This window comes from Streptomyces sp. NPDC037203 (assembly GCF_055605065.1).
Window position 1 is genome coordinate 270,059 of sequence record NZ_JBVJUC010000009.1, and the last position, 18,508, is coordinate 288,566.

General features: G+C 70.2%; 19 protein-coding genes and 1 pseudogene. 8 read left to right on the forward strand and 12 right to left on the reverse strand.

What is annotated here, in order from left to right:
- Window positions 1-673 precede the first annotated feature (673 nt).
- The 3 genes from ACZ7EC_RS24565 to ACZ7EC_RS24575 form a co-directional block, all read right to left on the reverse strand.
- The gene (locus tag ACZ7EC_RS24565; protein WP_471065706.1) at window positions 674-3,244 is read right to left on the reverse strand and encodes a hypothetical protein; all 2,571 of its coding nucleotides are present in this window, start codon (window positions 3,242-3,244) and stop codon (window positions 674-676) included.
- Between the two features lie 520 nt (window positions 3,245-3,764).
- Entirely contained in the window at window positions 3,765-5,165 is a 1,401-nt protein-coding gene (locus ACZ7EC_RS24570; RefSeq protein ID WP_471065707.1) for a UDP-N-acetylmuramoyl-tripeptide--D-alanyl-D-alanine ligase, read from the reverse strand.
- A gap of 403 nt (window positions 5,166-5,568) precedes the next feature.
- Window positions 5,569-5,904: a histone-like nucleoid-structuring protein Lsr2 gene (locus ACZ7EC_RS24575; protein ID WP_471065709.1), complete on the reverse strand. Its 336-nt coding sequence runs from the start codon at window positions 5,902-5,904 to the stop codon at window positions 5,569-5,571.
- Window positions 5,905-6,233: 329 nt separating this feature from the next.
- Here ACZ7EC_RS24575 and ACZ7EC_RS24580 point away from each other — a divergent pair, with 329 nt between their 5' ends.
- Window positions 6,234-6,560 carry a nucleoside triphosphate pyrophosphohydrolase gene (locus tag ACZ7EC_RS24580; protein ID WP_471065711.1) on the forward strand — a complete coding sequence of 109 codons (327 nt, stop codon included), beginning with the start codon at window positions 6,234-6,236 and terminating at the stop codon, window positions 6,558-6,560.
- Window positions 6,561-6,698: 138 nt separating this feature from the next.
- On the opposite strand, the gene ACZ7EC_RS24585 is transcribed toward ACZ7EC_RS24580, so the two are convergent.
- The gene (locus ACZ7EC_RS24585; protein WP_471065713.1) at window positions 6,699-7,229 is read right to left on the reverse strand and encodes a GNAT family N-acetyltransferase; all 531 of its coding nucleotides are present in this window, start codon (window positions 7,227-7,229) and stop codon (window positions 6,699-6,701) included.
- Window positions 7,230-7,785: 556 nt separating this feature from the next.
- Between ACZ7EC_RS24585 and ACZ7EC_RS24590 the strand changes: the two genes are divergently transcribed.
- Window positions 7,786-7,908 carry a hypothetical protein gene (locus ACZ7EC_RS24590; RefSeq protein WP_471065774.1) on the forward strand — a complete coding sequence of 41 codons (123 nt, stop codon included), beginning with the start codon at window positions 7,786-7,788 and terminating at the stop codon, window positions 7,906-7,908.
- A 2-nt stretch (window positions 7,909-7,910) separates the two neighbouring features.
- On the opposite strand, the gene ACZ7EC_RS24595 is transcribed toward ACZ7EC_RS24590, so the two are convergent.
- The 5 genes from ACZ7EC_RS24595 to ACZ7EC_RS24615 form a co-directional block, all read right to left on the reverse strand.
- Entirely contained in the window at window positions 7,911-8,801 is an 891-nt protein-coding gene (locus ACZ7EC_RS24595; protein WP_471065715.1) for a restriction endonuclease, read from the reverse strand.
- Between the two features lie 647 nt (window positions 8,802-9,448).
- Window positions 9,449-9,646, reverse strand: a complete 198-nt coding sequence (locus ACZ7EC_RS24600; protein WP_471065717.1) for a hypothetical protein — start codon at window positions 9,644-9,646, stop codon at window positions 9,449-9,451.
- On the reverse strand, window positions 9,643-10,110 hold the full coding sequence (locus tag ACZ7EC_RS24605) for an NUDIX domain-containing protein (RefSeq protein ID WP_471065719.1): 468 nt from the start codon (window positions 10,108-10,110) through the stop codon (window positions 9,643-9,645). The genes ACZ7EC_RS24600 and ACZ7EC_RS24605 overlap by 4 nt, the downstream gene beginning before the upstream one ends.
- A complete protein-coding gene (locus ACZ7EC_RS24610; RefSeq protein WP_471065721.1) occupies window positions 10,107-11,363 on the reverse strand; it encodes a DegT/DnrJ/EryC1/StrS family aminotransferase in 1,257 nt (418 codons plus the stop codon). The genes ACZ7EC_RS24605 and ACZ7EC_RS24610 overlap by 4 nt, the downstream gene beginning before the upstream one ends.
- Complete coding sequence (locus tag ACZ7EC_RS24615) at window positions 11,360-12,361, reverse strand: Gfo/Idh/MocA family protein (protein WP_471065723.1); 1,002 nt, start codon at window positions 12,359-12,361, stop codon at window positions 11,360-11,362. The genes ACZ7EC_RS24610 and ACZ7EC_RS24615 overlap by 4 nt, the downstream gene beginning before the upstream one ends.
- Window positions 12,362-12,566: 205 nt before the next feature.
- On the opposite strand from ACZ7EC_RS24615, the pseudogene ACZ7EC_RS24620 reads away from it, so the two are divergent.
- Together ACZ7EC_RS24620 and ACZ7EC_RS24625 are read left to right on the forward strand one after the other, a co-directional pair.
- A pseudogene (locus ACZ7EC_RS24620) lies at window positions 12,567-12,779 on the forward strand (helix-turn-helix domain-containing protein); the annotation flags it as partial.
- 231 nt (window positions 12,780-13,010) lie between these two features.
- Window positions 13,011-13,949, forward strand: coding sequence for an XRE family transcriptional regulator (locus ACZ7EC_RS24625; protein ID WP_471065776.1), 939 nt, complete (start codon window positions 13,011-13,013; stop codon window positions 13,947-13,949).
- Between the two features lie 13 nt (window positions 13,950-13,962).
- Here ACZ7EC_RS24625 and ACZ7EC_RS24630 read toward each other — a convergent pair whose 3' ends face one another.
- Entirely contained in the window at window positions 13,963-14,235 is a 273-nt protein-coding gene (locus ACZ7EC_RS24630; RefSeq protein ID WP_471065725.1) for a hypothetical protein, read from the reverse strand.
- A gap of 161 nt (window positions 14,236-14,396) precedes the next feature.
- Between ACZ7EC_RS24630 and ACZ7EC_RS24635 the strand changes: the two genes are divergently transcribed.
- The 3 genes from ACZ7EC_RS24635 (at window position 14,397) to ACZ7EC_RS24645 (ending at window position 16,335) form a co-directional block, all read left to right on the forward strand.
- On the forward strand, window positions 14,397-14,606 hold the full coding sequence (locus ACZ7EC_RS24635; RefSeq protein WP_471065726.1) for a hypothetical protein: 210 nt from the start codon (window positions 14,397-14,399) through the stop codon (window positions 14,604-14,606).
- A gap of 76 nt (window positions 14,607-14,682) precedes the next feature.
- Window positions 14,683-15,372, forward strand: a complete 690-nt coding sequence (locus ACZ7EC_RS24640) for a restriction endonuclease (protein WP_471065727.1) — start codon at window positions 14,683-14,685, stop codon at window positions 15,370-15,372.
- 87 nt (window positions 15,373-15,459) lie between these two features.
- Entirely contained in the window at window positions 15,460-16,335 is an 876-nt protein-coding gene (locus tag ACZ7EC_RS24645; RefSeq protein WP_471065729.1) for a M48 family metalloprotease, read from the forward strand.
- A gap of 84 nt (window positions 16,336-16,419) precedes the next feature.
- Here ACZ7EC_RS24645 and ACZ7EC_RS24650 read toward each other — a convergent pair whose 3' ends face one another.
- Window positions 16,420-16,764, reverse strand: coding sequence for a hypothetical protein (locus tag ACZ7EC_RS24650; RefSeq protein ID WP_471065731.1), 345 nt, complete (start codon window positions 16,762-16,764; stop codon window positions 16,420-16,422).
- 265 nt (window positions 16,765-17,029) lie between these two features.
- Here ACZ7EC_RS24650 and ACZ7EC_RS24655 point away from each other — a divergent pair, with 265 nt between their 5' ends.
- Window positions 17,030-17,242, forward strand: a complete 213-nt coding sequence (locus ACZ7EC_RS24655) for a helix-turn-helix domain-containing protein (protein ID WP_471065732.1) — start codon at window positions 17,030-17,032, stop codon at window positions 17,240-17,242.
- A 116-nt stretch (window positions 17,243-17,358) separates the two neighbouring features.
- Here ACZ7EC_RS24655 and ACZ7EC_RS24660 read toward each other — a convergent pair whose 3' ends face one another.
- A complete protein-coding gene (locus ACZ7EC_RS24660) occupies window positions 17,359-18,363 on the reverse strand; it encodes an NUDIX hydrolase (RefSeq protein WP_471065733.1) in 1,005 nt (334 codons plus the stop codon).
- Between the last annotated feature and the right edge of the window lie 145 nt (window positions 18,364-18,508).

Here is an 18,508-nt window from a genome sequence, read left to right on the forward strand (position 1 = left end):
AAGCTACGGGCAGGTGCCAATTGGCACCTGCCCCACGGTCTTCCTGGCCGCCATCACTCTGTGTATTCGCTAGGCGGGGGACACCCCCAACAGCAAGGCCCGTGGTCTTTGGAGGAGATATCCGCGAAGCGGCCCCCGCGGGGGCCGCTTCGCGGATATCTCCTCCAAAGACCACCTGTGCCCAGCGACGGATCCCCCCTCAGGCGGTGTGCGGCTGATCCCGCCAACAGGACGTCGCCCGCGGCTCCACGCCGCTCGATCGGGGCTGCGCGCGGTGGTTTCGAATCTGGTCGGAGCCAATACTGGTCGGCAGGGCGCCGGTTCGGCGGCCGCCGGATCGGTCTTCTGCGAGAATCCGGAGGGCAGCGCGAAGTACACCATGCGTGGTCAGTCGTTGATGCCCCAGTCGCGTACGGCCTGGGCCAGTTCCGCCCTGGTCATCCCCGTAGCCGGGGGTTGCCCAGCGTGCGTGCGCCCAGCGGGTGGCGAGTTCGGCGAAACGCCATCCGAGGCATGGTCGTCGCCGGTCGCCGCGAACACAGCGATCTTCAGCGCGATAGCGCGGGAACAGCGGCGCTGCGTCGGCTAACAGGTTCCAGCGCGCGACGGCGGTCGCCGCTCGGGGTGCCGGCCACACCCCGGGCCGCCCCTGGGGCGTGGCCAGCGCTACTGGTCAGATCTGCAGGATCAGCGCTTCCACCTGGCTGAGCGTGGTCACGCTGCCCTGCGCGGACTCCCGGGCCTTGGCCAGTTTCTCCATCCACTCGATCCGCTGCTGTGCCGGCAGCCGTTCCGCGCCGAGCTGGCCCCGCAGGCGGCGTGCCTCCTCGAAGTCCGTCATCAGGGTGTGGGCGGAATCGATCGCGCGCTGGTAACTGGCTTCGACCAGCTCGACTCGGGCAGGCAGCTCCCGGCGCAAAGCAGCCAGCTGCTCGCGGGGGTCGGGCGGAGCCTCTCCGCGGGAAGTGTCGCTGTCAGCCTGGCCGCTGGGCAAGGCCGACGCCCCAGGGACCGCACCGCTGCTGGATGTGGGAGCCGGTGCCGGCCGGCCGAGTTCCACCGGGAATGTCTCGTCGAACCACTCCTTGTCGGCGATGTACCTGGTAGGCCGCCCTCCAAGGTCGGGGATGGTGACCATCCCTGCCGTGATGGGGCTCTGTTCGTCCGCGGTCAGGTGGCGCTCGCTGTAGCGGACCAGAGGGCTCCCGTCTTCGGCGGCGGGGGGCTCGGTGGCGTCGGGGTGCTTCAGGACGGACGCCGCGAACGCGAGGAGGAGAGGCCGGCTGATGGCCGGGCTCTTCGAGGTGTACGCCAGGGTCAAGGACGCGAGTGCGCTGCTGGGGGTCCGGCGCACACCCTTGCGGCCCTGGCCCGCTTCGCTTCCCTGACCGGGAGTGATGAAGGGCTCGGGGGCGTGCATGAGTGCCGGCGCCATCCGCTGGACCAGAGCGCCCCACGCTGTCGGATCGCCCGCCTCCGCTCCCAGGAGCAACTCCTTGAGCGGCCTGGGGTCCTGCCTGGACCCCTCCTTGGTCTCCTCGACACCGAACAGTCCCAGGGCGGACAGGATGTTGCCGCGGTGCAGGAACAACTGGGCGACCGCGGCCGACCACAGACGGGTACGGGCACCGGCGGTCTTCCCGCTGACCTGGCTCCACGCCGGCTCCTGCAGCGTCCCCTTCACCACCGGCCAGAACCGGCCCGTGTCCCGGCGCCTGTTCGCCGCCTGTTCAGGAGCCGGGGGGACCTCCGGGAACACGAGCGCGGTGATGGCCCGCACAGCGACGTCGCGCAGGACCACCGGGGACACCTCCTCCTCCGCGGGGACGAGCGGCTCCAGCGGATCGAGCGGTCCGTTGGCGGTCAGGGCATCGCGCACCCCGAGCAGATCGAGCAGCTCCGCGCCCCGCGCGCGGGGAAACGCCTCGACGAGCGCGGGTCCCAGGAGAGACTGACTCGCGTAGGAGTCGACGAGCGTGGCGAACAGGGCGACCAGGCGGGCGTCCTCGTTGTAGGGCTGGATGCCGCGCAGATGATCGTTGACGTTCAGAGCCCGCAGGACATGCTCCAGTGCCGCTGGCTTGGTGCAGCCGATGACGATCTCCGTCGGCACCGTGGCGATCTTGGCCGCCCGGATCGCCGGATCCTCCGGAGACGTCTCCGGCTGGGTGCCGGCCTCGTTGAGCCGGGCGGAGATCCGGTTCAACACCTCTCGCAGGTTCAGCAGCCGTAGCGACGGGTCGCTCTTCTCCTTGGGCAGCGACACAAGGGACTGAGGCATGCCCGTGACCAGGTGCTCCGGACGCACGTCGAAGACGTCCAGACGGGCCAGCGCCCGGTTGTTGGCGGTCACGGCGGCCATACGCCAGATCCGCGTCACCGTGCCGTCGGGGTTGGTGATCTGCCACTGCTGGAGGACGTTCATGCCCTTGGAGAGCTGGCCGGCGTCCACGAGGGACTCGACCAGGTCGTAGCCCCGGGTCTGCCCTGCGCGCTGCAGACAGTCGGCGGCGTACCTCTGCACGTGGACGGCTACCTCGTACGGCTGCTCGGCGAGCGTGAGGGCCGCCTTCGGCTCACCGTCCTCCTCGGCCGCCCGGACCACCGGCCGCGGCCGGCGGTTGCCCAGAGCGGTCAGCAGCGCCTGCCGCTCCTTCTCCAACTTGTTGAGGTGCCGGAGCGCATCCACGTGCTTCTGCTCGGCTGCCTTGAGCGCCTCAGCGGTGTAGGTCTCGTCGCCGGGCGCGCGACGACGCACATCCCGCTCCTTCTCGGCGCTCTTCGCCGTCTTCTGCGCCTCGAGCAGCACAAGCTCGATCGCGACAAGGTCCTTGACGCGCTGGGTGGCCTCCGGGCTCGGCGGCGTCCAGCAGCTGACGGTGCGGTCGTTGAGATCCCACGGGACCACCGCGGCGCCGTGCACGTCGCACATCAGCAGCAGCACCTTGTCGGCTCCGGCCTGGACTTCCCGGTAGGCCGTGGACTTCAGCACCTTCCTGCCGCGCTGCGTCGTCACCAGCTTCTTGATCTCGGTGTCCGGGAGAGCGCAGGCGAGACCCTCGATGATCGCCTGCCGGGGAGGAGGCACCAGCCCCAAGTCCTCGCACGTGTTCGCGATGGCCTCCGCGAGACGCTCAGCGTAGGTATCGGTGCCGATGTACGGGTAATTGCCATCAGGTCGCTTTACGGCCATGGTGTCGTCCTTCCACCCGGGCGTGCCGGGCGAATGCAGACGCCCCCGCATCTCGGGAGCGTGACACGCGCCCGAGAGCCGAAGCCTCGTGCCGGCGAGATGCAGGCCGACACCCCTGATGAGTTTCGACGCAACCCCGCCCCGTTCGGTCCAACTGCCAACGCCCGAAGACGATCGACCCGGACGGTGTCCCATGGGGCACCCGGGCTTCTCGCGACTCGCTCCTACTCCGCCGTCGGCGGCATGAGGCGGACGCCGGTGATGAACCACCGACGTGCACCGCGAAATCTGCCACGCCTGTTCGCACAAGAGTGAGTCCCGGCCCCTTGGGTTCACTCGATCAGGGATGGACTCCTTCAACACGACGCGGCGACAGCGGCGTTGTAGTAGAGGCGCCCTGACCGCTGCGCGCGGCGAACCCGGACGGGGCCGAGACACTGCGGGCCGCGTGGAGTTCCAGCCCCCACCCGGTGAGAGGCTTCGTCAGGTGCCGACGGGATGCGTGGGGTGGCCCGCTGCGTTCTCAGCACCGCACTGCCGGGCTGGCCGCGGACCGCCCCGCTGGCCTCGGTCAGCGGTCGTCGGTCATGGTGTCGGGCTGGGCCAGATCCTCCGCTGCGTGCTCCAGCCCGACACTGTGGGAGCCCTTGACCAGGACGACGTCTCCGGGCCGGACCACCTCGCGGGCCAGGGCGAGAGCGTGGTCGCGATCGCGGGCGGCCACGACCTGCAGACGAGGGTTCTCCCGCTGGGCGACGTCGGCCATGGCCCGGGCGTCGTCGCCGCCGACCGCGATCAGCACATCGATGCCCACGGTGGCGACGAGACGGCCGACCTGGCGGTGCTCCTCGCCACCGTCCGAGCCGAGTTCCTTCATCTCGCCCAGGACGGCGATGGCCCGGCGCCTGTCCGCCATGGCCTGAAGGGCCGCGAAGGCCGCCCTCATCGAGTCGGGGTTCGCGTTGAACGCGTCGTTGATGATCCGCACTCCGTCGGGCCGGTCGGTGACCTCCATGCGCCCCGGCGCCACCAGGACCGGGCGGGACAGCGCAGCCGCGGTCTTCTCCACGCCGGCGCCCAGCCCGATCGCGACCGCGGCCGCGGCGAGGGCGTTCGACACCTGGTGCGCCCCGTGAAGGGACAGCTCGACCGGCGCTTTGGCGCCGGATGCGGTCAGGGTGAAGGAGGCCCGGCCCGAGGCGGCGACCGTGACGTCCAGGGCGCGGACGTCGGCGTCCGCGTCGACACCGAAAGTCAGCACCCGGGCGGAGGTACGCGAGGCCATGGCGGCGACCAGCGGATCGTCGGCGTTGAGGACCGCCAGACCGCCTGCCGGGAGCGCCTCGACGAGCTCGCCCTTGGCCTGGGCGATCTGCTCGCGCCCGCCGAACTCGCCGACATGGGCGGTGCCCACGTTGAGGACCAGGCCGACCGACGGCGGGGCGATACCAGTGAGGTGTGTGATGTGGCCGATGCCGCGGGCGCCCATCTCCAGGACGAGGTAGCGCACGCCCTGCTCCAGGTGCGTCACCGCCAACGGCATACCGATCTCGCCATTGAACGACTTCACCGTCGCGACCGTCGGCCCGAGCTCGGGAAGGACCTGCGCGAGCAGGTCCTTCGTGGTGGTCTTGCCCGCCGATCCGGTCAGCCCGATCACCGCCGCCTCGGGTACGGCAGCCAGCACCGTGCGGGCCAGCGCAGCGAGCGCGTCCAGCACGTCCTCGACAACCACGGCCGGGACACCGACGGGCCGGGCGGCCAGGACCGCGACTGCGCCGGCCTCCACCGCGTCCGCCGCGAAGGCGTGCCCGTCGGTGTGCTCACCCGGCAGCGCAGCGAACAGACCTCCGGGCTCCACCGTGCGCGAGTCGACCCCTGCGGGCGCGGTCACCAGAGTGGACGCATCCGGCACGTCACACAGCCGACCATCGACGGCAGCGGCGACGGCTTCGAGCGAAAGAGGAATCACGACGCGCACTCCCCAGCAGCAGAGTCCACCCGGCACGGCGGAGCGCCCACCGGCTCAGTTCGATCGACCGTAACGCCTTCAAGGGCCGGTACGCATGAGGGCTCGCGGCAACCACCAGCCAGCAGTGGAGGAAGACGCGAGCGGGCGCCGCGCTGTGGACCAGGCCGAGCCATTCCTGACGGTCGCCGGGATGGGAGCCGTCAGGTGAAGGTGTCGAATTCGCGCGACCCTGGAATTGACCGAGCCGGAAAGTGGCGCAGCGCGCAAGGCGATGTCCCGTGCGAGCAGGCAGGGCGCCCCGGCCGGTTCAGAAACTGGCGTTATGCCGGAGTCGACAGCGCGATACCGCGGCCGGCCATGGCTCCTGCCCCGTGCGGACAACCGACCCCCTCCCGGCCTTCTGTCAGCCGTTGGCCTTCTCGTACGCCTCGCGGACGGAAGCAGGGACACGGCCGCGGTCGTTGACCTCCAGGCCGTTCTCCTTGGCCCAGGCGCGGATCGCCGCGGTGTCCTGGCTGCCGCCGACGGCGGCACGGGCCTTTCCACGGCCGCCGGAGGCACGGCCCCCGGTACGCCGACCGCCCTTCACATAGGGGTCGAGAAGGCCGCGCAGCTTGTCCGCATTGGCGGTCGTGAGATCGATCTCGTACGTCTTGCCATCCAGCGCGAACGTCACCGTCTCGTCCGCCTCGCCGCCGTCGAGGTCGTCGACAAGAAGGACCTGCACTTTCTGAGCCATAATATTCCTTCATTCAGAACGAGAGATTCAGGGCCGAGTCGCCTGATTGCTGTACTTGCCACATTCAATACCGCATCAAACGGAAAAGCAAACGACTTCGGGGAGGAAGCGCAGGAAATGGGGGAACTGCGAGTCCGATATGATCCCATGTCGGACATATAGTGAGCTTTCCGGCGGTTGTTTATGAGTGCATTCCGCTTCGCCTGGGCTGTCGCAGAAGAATTCGTCGTCCGGCGTCGCGTCGCAAGCCGTGGAGCCTTTCCTCTAAACTGCCTCGGCATGAAGGACGGCATCTATCCGCTGTCTTGCGGCGCGATGGGAGGCAGTCGGTGAACGGCTACGGCGGGGCCGGCAAGCTGGTGCGGAACCGGATCCCGCAGATGATCCGCGACGGCGGAGGTGAACCGGTCATCTACGCAGCCTCCGCGGATGAATATCGCGCTCGGCTGCGGGACAAGCTCGCTGAGGAGGTCGCCGAGTTCCTGGACGCGGACGACGACGCGGCGCCGGAGGAACTGGCGGACGTGCTGGAGGTCGTGTACGCGCTCGCCGACAACCTCGGGGTCGACGTGAAGCAGTTGGAGAAGATCCGCGCGGCCAAGGCGGCGGCGCGAGGTGGCTTCGGCGACCGGATCGTCTGGATGGGGACTCGTTGAAGGCTCCGACCCCAAGACCGAGCCCTTTGCAATACCTCCTGGATGTCCCATGACGAGGTGTCGACGGTCACCACTGCGGAAGAGACGTGGGTGCGGCGGAGAGAGTTGCTGCGCGGCCAGAGCGGTTCTTCAAACTGACTATTTGAGCGGGGCCTTAGCCGTCGACTGCGGCACATTGGGATCCAGGACCTTGCTCAGCGCTCGGTTGATCTGGGGGTCTCGGCCTGGGACGTAGGGGTCGATCAGGGTGTATCCGCAGCTGGTGTAGAGCGCGAGCGCGGCAAAGTTTCTGACGCCGGTTTCAAGGACTACCTCGGTCATGCCCCGCCTCCGGGCGTCATCCTCCAAGGCATTGAGGATCTCCCGTCCGAGCCCGCGGCCGCGGGCTGCTGGTAAGACGTACATGCGTTTGAGCTCGGCGGTGGCGGGTGCAGCGGTACGCCAGCCGCCGCACGCCAAGGGGGTGCCGTCCGTGCGGGCAGCAACAAGGAACGAGCCGCCTGGAAAGGCGAATTCGGCAGGTTCGGAGGCGTCGGGGTCGTCGGCTCGACCGTACGTCGCCATCTGCTCACGATGGAGGGACTGTGTGAGTTCGCGGGCACCGGGGCTGTGGTAGGAAACGGTGGCGATGGTCCATGCTCGGTCCGTGATCGGCAGCAGGTGCGTCATGAAACTGATAGTGCCTTCCGGATGGCGTCGAGCGCATCAATGTGGGCGGCTAATGGCTAACGACCTTGGGACGGTACATTCCCGGTTCCGAGATCGGACCGCCCTGTGATTCGTTGCCGCAGCCGCAGCAGGCACGCGACTTATCGGGGACGACCTAGGTGTGCTGTTCGGAGAGGTTGGCGACGCGGATGCCTGCCCAAGGACCCGCGGGGCTTCATCGCCCGGCCGACGAGCTTGACGCCGGCCTGGCGCCGGGATCCTGCGCGAAGCCGACGCCGTCAACGCCTGCCGCCGCGAGCGCGTCGTCACCCTGGGCCGCCAGGAGCTCGGCGGCGACGTGCGGGGCAAGCGGATCACCGTTTGGGGCGGCCGCCTTTAAGCCCGAGACCGACGACATCCGCGACTCGCCCGCCCTCGCCCAGGCCCTGCACGACCCCGGCGGCGCCGTCACCGTCACCGACCCCAAGGCCCTCGACAACGCGCGTAACCCCCACCCCGCCCTCGACTCGCCGACGACCCGATCGCCGCCACACAGGACGCCGACCTGCTGCTGCACCTGACCGAGTGGCCCGCCTACCGGAACATCGACCCCGCCCACCTCGCCTCCCGCGTCGCGAACCCGAAGGTGATCGACGCCCGCGGCACCCTGAGCGCTGACGACTGGCGCGGCGCCGGGTGAATCTACCGGGCCCTCGGTCGGCCCTGATGGCCCGAGGCCGGCACCGCGGAGGCCCGGGTAGACTCGGGCCGCTGCCGGCGCCGATGTCCCGGCAGGCGCCGGGCGGGCTTGACCCCTTCCAGGAACTTCCACAGGGGCCGGCCCTCGGCGGCCCACAGCTCCAGCCGGCCCCGATCGATCAAGTGGACCCCGTAGGTCTCGCTCCGCTCCACCGCCGAAAGGGTGAACCGGCCATTGGTGATGATGACCGCGAAGTGGGCCCCGTGGACCGATTTCGCCGTGCCGGCGAGCCGCTGTAGGACCTCCACCCCGATGGCCTTGCCCTCCCAGCCGTCCCGCTTGTGCTTGCACTGAACGACCCAGATCCGGCCATCTGCGTCGACACCGCGTACGTCGCAGACGTCATCGTGCGCTCCGCCGACCCGCTCGGCTTCGAAACCGTCGCGGCGCATCAGATCCCGCACCGCGAACTCGAAGTCGCGGTGGTGCAGAGCGTCGATCTTCTCCAGCGACATCCGCACGCCCCGGGCCCGCCGTTCCTCCCACCGGCGGCGCTGGTCGCTGGCCAGGCCCCAGACGGCCAGCAGCATGAACGCCACCTGCGGCACGACGGCGTAGATCCTCCAGTGCTCGTTCAGCCAGGCTCCCAGCCAGAGCCCGAACCCGACCACCGCTGCGAGGGCGGCCGCCGCTGCGCCGATCAGCACCCCACCGCGCAGTTCCTCACGCGAGACCCATCGTTTCGGCCCAGCAGGACCACGGTCCCGAACCGGGGAGTCCAGCAGCAGGTCAGGGTCCGGTCCTCCGTCCGGGACTGCGGTGCGCTGGGTTAAGCCGGCGGGCGCATCGCCGTCCTCCGACCGTTCGCCGCCATGCTCCTCGTTTTCAACCATCGGTACTCCTCCGCGAGTTGACATGCCAGGCCACGCGGCAACTCCACCACAGGGCACTGACACCACGTGTCGGCCCCGGTCCACCGGCCGGGCAACGCCGACCGGGAGCACCGCCCTCAGCCGGTGACGGAGAAGCCCGCCGAGTGGGATCGCCCCGCGCTCGGCCCCTATGCAGCTCGCCTGCTGGGAACAGGCGTGGCCGCATCGACTGTCCCTCAACGTCATCCGCTGGCATCACGGCGACCTGAACGCCCGCAACGTCCTCGCGGCGGACCGTGAGGTGGGTCGCCGAGCATGAGGGGGGTGTGCGTGACGTCGGTCAACCTGCCCTGGAGCCGGGCAAGTTGCTCTTGTGCAGGCACGGCGAGTCGATGGCGCCACGAACCGGACGCGCTGGCCACTTGGGGCGGCCACGGCGCGGTTCACCTGTACGAGCATCGTTGGAGGGCGGACGGATCGCGCTGCGCTCGGAGGGCTGGGCGGATCGGCCGGGATGACCCCGCGGATCAGTGCCCACGGTGCGTGGCCGCCGCGACGCCCACGCCGGGAGGATGCTGCCTACCGTGATGGGAAACGGCTCCACTTCCCGCAGATGCTTCTCCAGCTCGCCGGCGACGGCCTGCCGCTCGACCTGGGCCGGGCGCGGATCACGCGTCGGGCTCTGCGTTCCGAACCCGCAGGAGCTGGAGCGCTGCCGCCGTGTCGGTGGCGTCCCTGGGGGCCTGCCAGGTGAGCCGCTGCACCAGCTCGAGGTCGATGCCGCTGTCCGGCCCGGTGACACGGGCCCGGACCGGCCGTAGGGGGCCAAGGGCCGACGCCGCGTCGCGGGCACCTGTATCCCTCACGCGGCTTCCTCTTCCTCTCGCCAGGTTGCCAGCACGGTCCGTACGGCGCTGGAGACCTGCTCCTGTTCCGTACGATTGGCCCACAGGTGTGCATCGTGTTCGGTGAGCTTGACCGTGTCGCTCTCGTGGGTGGCGTGGGTGGTGAAGTTGAACTGTCGGGTCTTGTTGCCGCTCTTGGAGAGGTAGTCGAAGTGCCCGAGGTAGGTCTCAATCACGGTGACCGTGAGGCCGGTCTCCTCGGCGACTTCCCGGTGGAGAGCTTCGGTCAGGGTCTCGCCCGCGTCGACGCCGCCGGAGGGCAGCTCCCACAGGCCGCCCAGGTAGTCGTCGGCGGCGCGGTGCAGCAGCAATACCTTGCCTTCCGCGTTGGGGATGACGGCGCCGACGACGTGCTTGGTGATGCCGTCGGCGTCGGCGGCGTGGATGAGGTCGCCCAGGAGGGCGGCGTCGACGGGTGCGTTCACTTCACGAGGTCCTTGTGGTGTTCGGCGACCTTGATGATGGCCGCGGTGTACGCGTCGGCGAGGTGGAGGTCTTGGTCGCGGTGCCACACCGGGAGCTTCACCGTGCTGCCGTGCACGCGTCGGGCAGTGGTGAAGCTGTCGGCGGCGGGGCCCTGGTAGCCAGCGTAGCCGGGCAGGAGCGCCGAGGGGGTGTGGAACAGCGGGTGATCGCCGAGAGCGCGGGTCGAGCCGGGAAGGTCGACCTCGCTGGCGCCTTCGGCGTGGACGGCTTCGAGGAACCGTTCGACGGGCAGGCCGGCGAGCTGATCCGGGCGGTAGCGCAGGGGCAGCGCGTACCAGGCCGGACCGGCATGGGACGGCGAGTGCGGCACGTCGATGCCCGGCACTCCGCGCAGAGCCCTCCGCATCCGGTCGGCGATCGCTTCTCGTCCGGCCAGATAGCCCTTCAGGCGGGGAAGTTGGGCGTGCGCCAGTGCGGCTGCCAGTGGGTGAATGCGGAGCTTGAGCCCCATACCGGTGACCGCGTACCGAGCGAGGGCGTGGTCGGGGGGGATTTCGCGGCGGCACCGCTTGTTGTACTGGCCGTGCAGCAGCGCGCGGTAGTACAGCTCAGTGTCGTCGGTCGCGATGAAACCGCCCTCACCGGCGGACAGCGGCTTGGGTCCGTTCAGGCTGAAGGCCGCGGCGCAGCCGAAGGAGCCGACCGGCTGGCCACGCCAGGTGGCGCCGTGGGCGTGGGAGCAGTCCTCCAGCAGCATCAGGTCGTGCCGGGTGCTGAAGGCGGCGAGGGCGTCCACGTTCTCGGGCAGGCCCCACAGGTGGACGGCGACAACGGCCTTCGTCCGCGCCGTGATGCGGCGGGCGGCGTCCTCGAGGTCGAGCTGCCCGCGGGTGTCGACGTCGGCGAGCACGGGACGGGCACCGAGGTGGAAGAGCGGGGTGGCCGTGGCATGGAATGTGAGCGCCGGAACGATCACCTCGTCACCCGGGCCGATGCCGGCAGCCGCGTACATCGAGTGCAGGGCGGCTGTCCCCGTGCACGTGGTGACGATGTGGCGGACGCCGAGGAAGGAAGCCAAGGCGTCCTCCAGGTCGGCGACGATGCCGGAGCGGTCGGGGATGGACACCGCGGACAGCAGCTGGGCGGTGACCGCCTCGACGTCGCGGTCCTCGATCGGGGGCCAGGCGAAGTGCGGCCCGGGAAGTTCGAGGAGGGGCGGGCCGCCGAGGAGAGCGAGGGGCGAGGTGGTCACAGCAGGTACTCCTTCGGGTCGGCGGGCGTGAGAGAGCTCTGGGAGGTGTAGGCGGCGGCCAGGAACGCGGCGTGCGCCACGTGGGTGCTCGGGCCGGAAGGGTTGGTCCGCTCGCCGTCGAGTACGCGGCAGAAGCAGTCGATCTGCGCGGTCGCGGCGGAGGGCCAGGCCGGCTCACGGGTCAGGGACTCGATCAGCTGCCCGTCCGGGGCGAGGCGCCGCACCCGTCCGCGCTCGATCACGACGGCGCCGCGGGGACCGGTCACCGTCATCTGTTCGGTCTTCGGCCCGGCGGAGCGGGAGATGAGCAGGGAGCCGTACAGGCCCCAGTCGTAGGCCAGATGGACCAGCGCGGTGTCCTCGGCGTCGTAGTCCGCCTCGGGGAGGGCGGCGGTGGAGGTGTCGGCCAGGATCCGGTCGGGCAGGCCGAGGTACCAGATGAGCAGGTCGATGACGTGGTAGCCCATGTCCATCAGGGCACCGCCGCCGGCCAGGGCGGCCCGGCCGCGCCAGCCGGCGGCCGGGTCGGCGCAGTGGAAGGTGTAGCGGCCCTCGACCAGGTACGGCTGCCCGATCTGCTCCAGCAGCTGCACCGCCGCGGTGTAGACGGGGTGGAAGCGGCGCTGGACGGTGACCATCAGCTCGATGCCGGCCTTGTCGCACAGCGCCACCAGCCCGGCGGCCTCGGCCGGGCTGGTCGCGAACGGCTTCTCCTTCATCACGTGCACCCCGGCCGCCGCGCAGGCCTCGATGACCTCACGGCCGGCGTGGTGGGGCACCGCGACGATGGCAAAGTCCGGGCGCACCTCGTCCAGCAGGGAGCGGACGTCGGTGAAGCCGGGCACGTTGTGCTGCTGGGCCTGGGCGGCGACCTTGCTGGAGTCGGTGTCGCACACCGTGGCGAGCTGGGCGAACTGGGAGTCGGCCAGCCCCGGCAGGTGGTCCTCCAGGGCCTGGTGGCCGAGCCCGATGACGGCTGCCTTCTTGCGTACGCTCATCCGCGTTCACATCCCTCGGTGAAAGCACGTCGGTCCGCCTCCTGCGGGCCTTGGCAAGTTCCAGAGCACCGCACCTGGTCCGCCAGCGGCAGGGGCGCTGCCGTGGCTTGCAAGGCCGTTTGCATCTGGTGCAAAACCGCTGTTGCTGCCCGGCAGCCCGGTCTACGGTGGGCGGGGGCCACCTCGGCTATCGACGGGGGCGTGGATGCCATTCAGCACAGCGCGAGATCGATCCGAACGGCCAAGAACACCCGGCGAGTTGATTCGCAGCAGGCGCCAGGCTCGGGGCTGGACGCTCGCTGATCTCGGTGACCGAACCGGCTACTCCGCCTCTCAGATCTCCCGGTACGAGCGGGGCCACTCGTCGCTGTCGGACATCGCCGTGCTCAGACGTTTCGCTGATGTCCTCGACATTCCGCTCAAGGAGTTCGGGCTCACCGCGACTTCGCCCCCAGTGGAGACCCAACACGGATACCCTGTCGCCCCTGATCTCGCCTACCCGCGCCTTCCCGGCCCTAGGCTGGGACGAACTCAGCGGGAGGAGGGTGACGACTCAGTGCGGCGACGGAAATTCCTGGCTCTCTCGGCCGCGGCGACCGCTGGCGTCTCGCTCCCGGCACCGGGGGCAGAAGCAGCCCAGGACGTCCCGGTGGGACAGCGCCTCGTCGGTCGTCTGCGGGACGCGATGCTCGGTATCGGCCAGGACCACGACCTTTCGGCCCCGGAGCAGATGCCCGTCGAACTCGCCCGCGTGCACGCCGACTTCCACACCTGCAACTACGCCAGTCTCGCCGTCCGTCTGCCCCGCCTGATCCGTGTCGGGCACACACTCGGCCCCGCCGACGAGGGAGACCACCTCGACATCCTTGGGCAGAGCTACCTCCTCGCAACCCGCATGCTCGTCAAACTGGACGAGCAGCAGCTCGGCTGGATGGCTGCCGACCGCGCACGCCAGGTGGCTGAAGCCGCCGGACACCCCCTCGCCGTGGCTGAGGCCGCCCGGAACCTGGCCGTCCTCGCCCGCCGCGCCGGTTGGGAGGACCAGGCACTGTCGATCGCGCTCAACGCCGCCGACGACCCAGCCCTTCGCGCGTCCCGCAGCGGCGCCGCTGAACGCGGCTTGTTGATCCAGTCAGCTGCATACAGCGCCGCACGGCGCGGCGACCGGGAGGGGATGCGGGAGCTGACGGACGAGGCCGCCGCCATCGCCGCCGGCCTCGGCGGCACCACTGCGCTGCGTGACCACGGCAGCGGCTTCAGCCCGGCCACCGTTCAGCTCCATCGCATCTCGGCCGAGTTCTCCACCGGCGACCCCTCCGCGGCCCTGGCCGCCGCCCGTGCACTGCCGCCGCAGAGCCTGCCCAGCGTGGAACGCCGGGCGCGCTACTACACCGACGTAGCAGCCGCCCTGGCCCAACGCGGACGCCGGGACGAATGCGTTCGCTCCCTTCTGGCGGCCGAGCACCAAGCGCCCCAGGAGACGCACTCCCGCCCCGCGGTGAAGTCCCTCATCTCCGGACTCCTGCTGTCAGGCCGCACCACACCCGAACTCCGCGCCCTCGCCGCTCGCGCCGGCGCCCTTGCGTAGCAGCTCGCGGCCTTCAGGTGCTGTCCCGCACATTCGGTACGGCTCGCAGTGGTGAGTTCTCGGCGACCTGCGTGCGCAGGCGCTCGATCTCGTCGTACTGGGCAGCCAGCCGGGAGATCGCCAGGATCTTGAACTCGGTCAGCTCGGCCAGTTGCTCATCTCGGGTGGCGACCCGCTCCTTGCGGCTCGTCGACCTGTTTCTTGAGCCGGTCGAACTGGGCGTCTCACGGGTCGACGATCTCTCCGGCGGCCCATGAACGTCGCCTACGTCGCCGCGACCGTCCACGGTGATCCACCGTGCGGTATTCGGCCAGGTCCGATGGCTTTGTGCCATTCGTCGGCAACCCAGCCCCAACATCACCAAGGCCCCGCTACATAAAGAGGCTGGGGCGGCGTACTGCCGTCCCGCCTGGTGATGGCCGGTCGTATTGGGGGAGGTCGGGACGGTTGCTGACCATCAACGTGACGCTGCTGCTCGCAGTCATCGTGTTCTTCCGGCTGCGGCGGCGTACGGAGGCCCGCAGCCGCTTCGACGAGAAGCTGACCGTCGTCATCGTCCTGGCGCTGGGCGTCCTGCTCGCACCCACCCCCGCGGGCCAGTGGATCTTGAACATCCTGGGACAGCTTGCGAGCGGCGTCACCCAGGCCGGCCGATGAGGCCCCGCACATGCACGGGCCGGACGGCGCCCGCCGGCGACCACCGCGGTGAACAGGACTGGGGAGAGGGGGAGTGATGGCGGCACGTCAACGGCGCCGGCGTTTGAGGAAGCGGACGCGCAGGCAACTGCAGGGCTGGGGCGCGGTGGCGGCGCTGGCCGCTGCGGTGTGGGTGGCCCGGCACTGGGCTGTGGTGTGGCCCGTCCTGGTAGCCGTGCTCGCCGCGGCCGTGGTGGGCGGTGCCGGATGGACGCTGCTGCGCGCTCACCGCCGCGCGGTCGGCCAGGACCGCGCGTGGCGGGCGCAGGAGGAGGCCCGGGCACGCGAGTTGTCGATGGCTCAGGTCGACGCCTTGTCGTGGCAGGAGTTCGAGACGTACATCGCGGAGCTGTGTCGACGGGACGGCTGCACGAAGGTCGTCGTCAGCGGCAAGAGCGGCGATCTGGGCGCGGATGTGGTCGGCTACCTGGCCGACGGCAGGAAACTCGTCGTCCAGTGCAAAAAATACGCGCCGCACCGAAGCGTGCCCTCGCAGGACATGCAGAAATTCGTCGGCACCGCCCGTCTCGAACACGGAGCCGACGTCGCGTTGTTCGTCACCACCTGCCGCGCGTTCACGAGGGACGCGTTGGGCCTGGCCCTGCGCCAGGACATCGTGGCCATGCACCGCGACCTACTGGGATCCTGGGTCAAGGGCGCTCATCTGGAAACCTTGGTCCCGCTGAACGGAAGCGGCGGCGGCACCAGGCGGCGCCCCTCTGCCTGACCGCCATACCCGGGTGACGGCAGCCCCCAGCCGCGAGCGGCTCCAGGCCGGAGATGAGCCGGTGACGTGATCGGTAGGGTCACGGTCATGGTCATGGGGAGCGGGGGAATGTGGGTGCGGTCATGGCTCGCCGAGATTGCGCTGACGACGGTGGCGGGCGGCGTACTGGTCGCCCGGTACGTGACGCGCGTGGCGAGCCCCACCGGAGTGATCGCCTTCGCCATCGGGTCCGGAGCCGTCTGGGCTCTGGTTCGGGTATCCGCCCGGAGGTACGCCCTCTGGGAGGGGGCCATGTCCCAGGGCTGGCGGTGGCACCGAGTCAGGGATCACTTCGGTCAGCTTGGTGCAGAAGATGAGGAGGCAGCGTTCGTCGCCCGGCAGATGGACGCGGTGACACGCCGGCTCGAGGAGTTCGCCGACGAAGTCGACTGCAGGGTATCCGTCACCGTGAGCGACAACCTCGTCTTCGGGGTCTGGGACGATGCCCGCACTGTGCACGGCGGCCGTCAGGCACACGTTTTTCTGGGTGCGTATTGGCTGGAGCCGCTGGGCGCGGCGGGGCTCCCGTTCGTTGTGGAACACGAACTTGGCCACGTTGTACGCCGGGACACCCTGATCCGAATTGTCACCTCGTCCGTGTCGGCGGCGCTGCTGATCTTGAGCATCGGGCTACTGCCGTTGCTTCCCGCCCTGCTGGTCGTCGCCGCCCTCGGCGTGGTGGGGGTGGCGTTGCGCTGGCGGCAGGAACTGGGGTGCGACACCATCGCGGCTCGCCGGGCCGGCGCCGACGCGGCGGCAGCTGCATTCGACCATAGTCTTCGTGAAGCCCTCGCGGCTCCCCGCCTCGTGCGCGTGATAGACGGTGCGCGCCGAGTGCGAAGCCACCCGCCGCTTCGGTTGCGCCGATGGCGAGCTGTCCGGTTGGCGGTCCCGCCGTCTTACGCGCCACGGAGAACGCGGTGAGTCCCGAGTTGGGCACCGCTGTCCTGAGGAGCGTCGGCCGGTCTCCTGGAGTGGTGAGTCTGCCAGCGTTGTACTGGGCGGGTGTCAGGACGGCCAGGACAACGCCGCCAGCAGGACGACGCCGGCCACGAGGATGAGCGCGGTCAGTGCCGGCCGGCGGGTGCGGCCTGGTCCGGCACCGATCGCGATCACCGCGACGGTGCACACGGAGAGCAGGAGCCACACGCCGAGCCATGCGGTCAGGGCGGGGGATGCGCCCAGGGCCCGGGATGCCCAGGTGGCTGCGTGGCCCAGCACCACGAGGGTTGCCCCGGTCAGCAGGGCCCAGATGGCGCGGGCAGTCCATTTCGCGGTGGGCTCGGTGCCGTCGGAATCGCGGTGCAGGCGGGCCCAGAGCCCGAACCAGCAGCGGTGCAGCCAGGAAGTCACCGGGCCAGTGTGCCGACCCGCCATCTCGAAAGGGGCGCAGTTTCCCGAACCGGCGGGCATCGACCACACCATGTGCACCCAGCCGGACCGCTGGCGCCTGGTGTGCGGGGACACTGTTGTGACAACGGACTGGATAGCGCAAACGCCTCCCCGGGCGCGCGTAAGCGGTCATCTCCTCGTTCGGACCTCAGACGAACCGATAGCCCCCGCCACCGCCTCGCGCGATCATGGCAGCATCCGTCGCATGTCAGGGAGGAATCCGATCATGCCGAACAAGACTCCGGCTCGCCGGCTCACGCCCGGCCCGGACCGCGACAAGCTCGCCCAGGACCTGAAGAAGAAGTACGACGCCGGCGCGAGCATCCGGGCGCTGGCGGAGGAGACGGGCCGTTCCTACGGCGGTGTGCACCGCCTCCTCGAAGACGCCGGGGCCACGTTCCGCTCCCGGGGCGGAGCCCCGCGTCGCACCCCATCCTGACCATGCGGGCCGAGCGGCCGTGGGTGCCGGACAGGGGCATGATCAGGGCGAGGTAGCGCGGGACGGCACGCAGCCGCAAGTCCACACCCTGGTGGCGGGCGGTACGGGCGGGCTGGCTACAAGGTGGTGAGGTCGGTGGCGTCCGGCAGTTCGGTGAGGGGCTGCCGCGCGGCACGGGGGATCCCGAGCCGCGCTCGGGCCTGGTGGACGGCGGTGAGCTGCTCGGCTGCCGGGAGTCCCCAGTCGAAGAGTTCCAGGGCCTGTTCGGGTGTGGCCAGGATCCGGATGTGGGTGCGGCCAGTGGCCGGGTCGACGGGCGGCGGGCCGAGACGGGTGAGGGGCGCAGCGTAGCGGAGGCGGGCGTACGGGTTGTCGGGTTCGCAGAGGTGGCCGAGGAACAGCGGTTCGCCGAACTCGGCCGCGGCTTCCTCGCATACCTCCCGGCGCAGTGTGATGAACGGGTCGCCGCGGTCGGGCGGTTCGGGGGTGCCGCCCGGCAGGAGGGCCGCGCCGGTGTCCGGTTCCAGCAGCACCAAGACGCGGCCGTCGGGAGCGAGGAGCCAGCCCCAGACCTGGACCACCGAGAGCTGCTCTGGGACGGCGGGGCCGACGTGGAAGGGCAGGTGGTGCCGGGCGCGGGCGGTGCGAAGGGCGCCGGCCCGGTCCAGGATGGTGGGGGCGATCGGGAGGCCGTTCTCCAGCAGAGCAGGCCCGGCGGTGTTGATGCGGGCGCGTAGGGCGGACAAGGCCCGGCGGGCGTCGCCCGGCGCCATCAGGCCCGGTAGCCGGGCGGGTTCGACGAACTCGACGGACGTGATCTCTCGGTCGGGCAGCCGGATGGCGGCGATCTGCTCGTCGTCCCACGTCCCACCGTCGTAGACGTGCAGAATCTCGCCGGGGAAGCGCATGCTGGCGGGCGCGTTCAGGCAGTCGGCACTGACCCAGTCCACGGCGAGCCCGCGGTCGACGGTCGTGGTGACGCCGAGTTCCTCCTGCAGTTCCCGCGCGGCGCACTGGGCCGGGGACTCGTCCGCGTCGACGGCGCCGCCGGGCAGGAGGCAGGTCGTGCGGTAGTCGACGCGCTGGATCAGGATTCGGCCGTGCCGGTCGGTGATCAACACGGATGTTCCGGCCCACAGGGCTGTTGAGGCGCGTAAGGCCCCGTACTCAGCGTCGGTCATCGACGTGCTGGGCGGCGCGTCAGGGCAGGGCGTGGCGGTCATCTCGTCTCCGATCGTGCGGGCGGAACTCTGTGGGCGGTGGACC

What these genes read in the sequence shown, in the direction of transcription:
- ACZ7EC_RS24565 (WP_471065706.1), bottom strand. Translation starts at nt 3,244, where the DNA reads ATGCGGGGGCGTCTGCATTCGCCCGGCACGCCCGGGTGGAAGGACGAC.
- ACZ7EC_RS24575 (WP_471065709.1), bottom strand. Translation starts at nt 5,904, where the DNA reads ATGGCTCAGAAAGTGCAGGTCCTTCTTGTCGACGACCTCGACGGCGGC.
- ACZ7EC_RS24585 (WP_471065713.1), bottom strand. Translation starts at nt 7,229, where the DNA reads ATGACGCACCTGCTGCCGATCACGGACCGAGCATGGACCATCGCCACC.
- ACZ7EC_RS24595 (WP_471065715.1), bottom strand. Translation starts at nt 8,801, where the DNA reads ATGGTTGAAAACGAGGAGCATGGCGGCGAACGGTCGGAGGACGGCGAT.
- ACZ7EC_RS24615 (WP_471065723.1), bottom strand. Translation starts at nt 12,361, where the DNA reads ATGAGCGTACGCAAGAAGGCAGCCGTCATCGGGCTCGGCCACCAGGCC.
- ACZ7EC_RS24640 (WP_471065727.1), top strand. Translation starts at nt 14,683, where the DNA reads ATGGCGGCACGTCAACGGCGCCGGCGTTTGAGGAAGCGGACGCGCAGG.
- ACZ7EC_RS24645 (WP_471065729.1), top strand. Translation starts at nt 15,460, where the DNA reads ATGGTCATGGGGAGCGGGGGAATGTGGGTGCGGTCATGGCTCGCCGAG.
- ACZ7EC_RS24655 (WP_471065732.1), top strand. Translation starts at nt 17,030, where the DNA reads ATGCCGAACAAGACTCCGGCTCGCCGGCTCACGCCCGGCCCGGACCGC.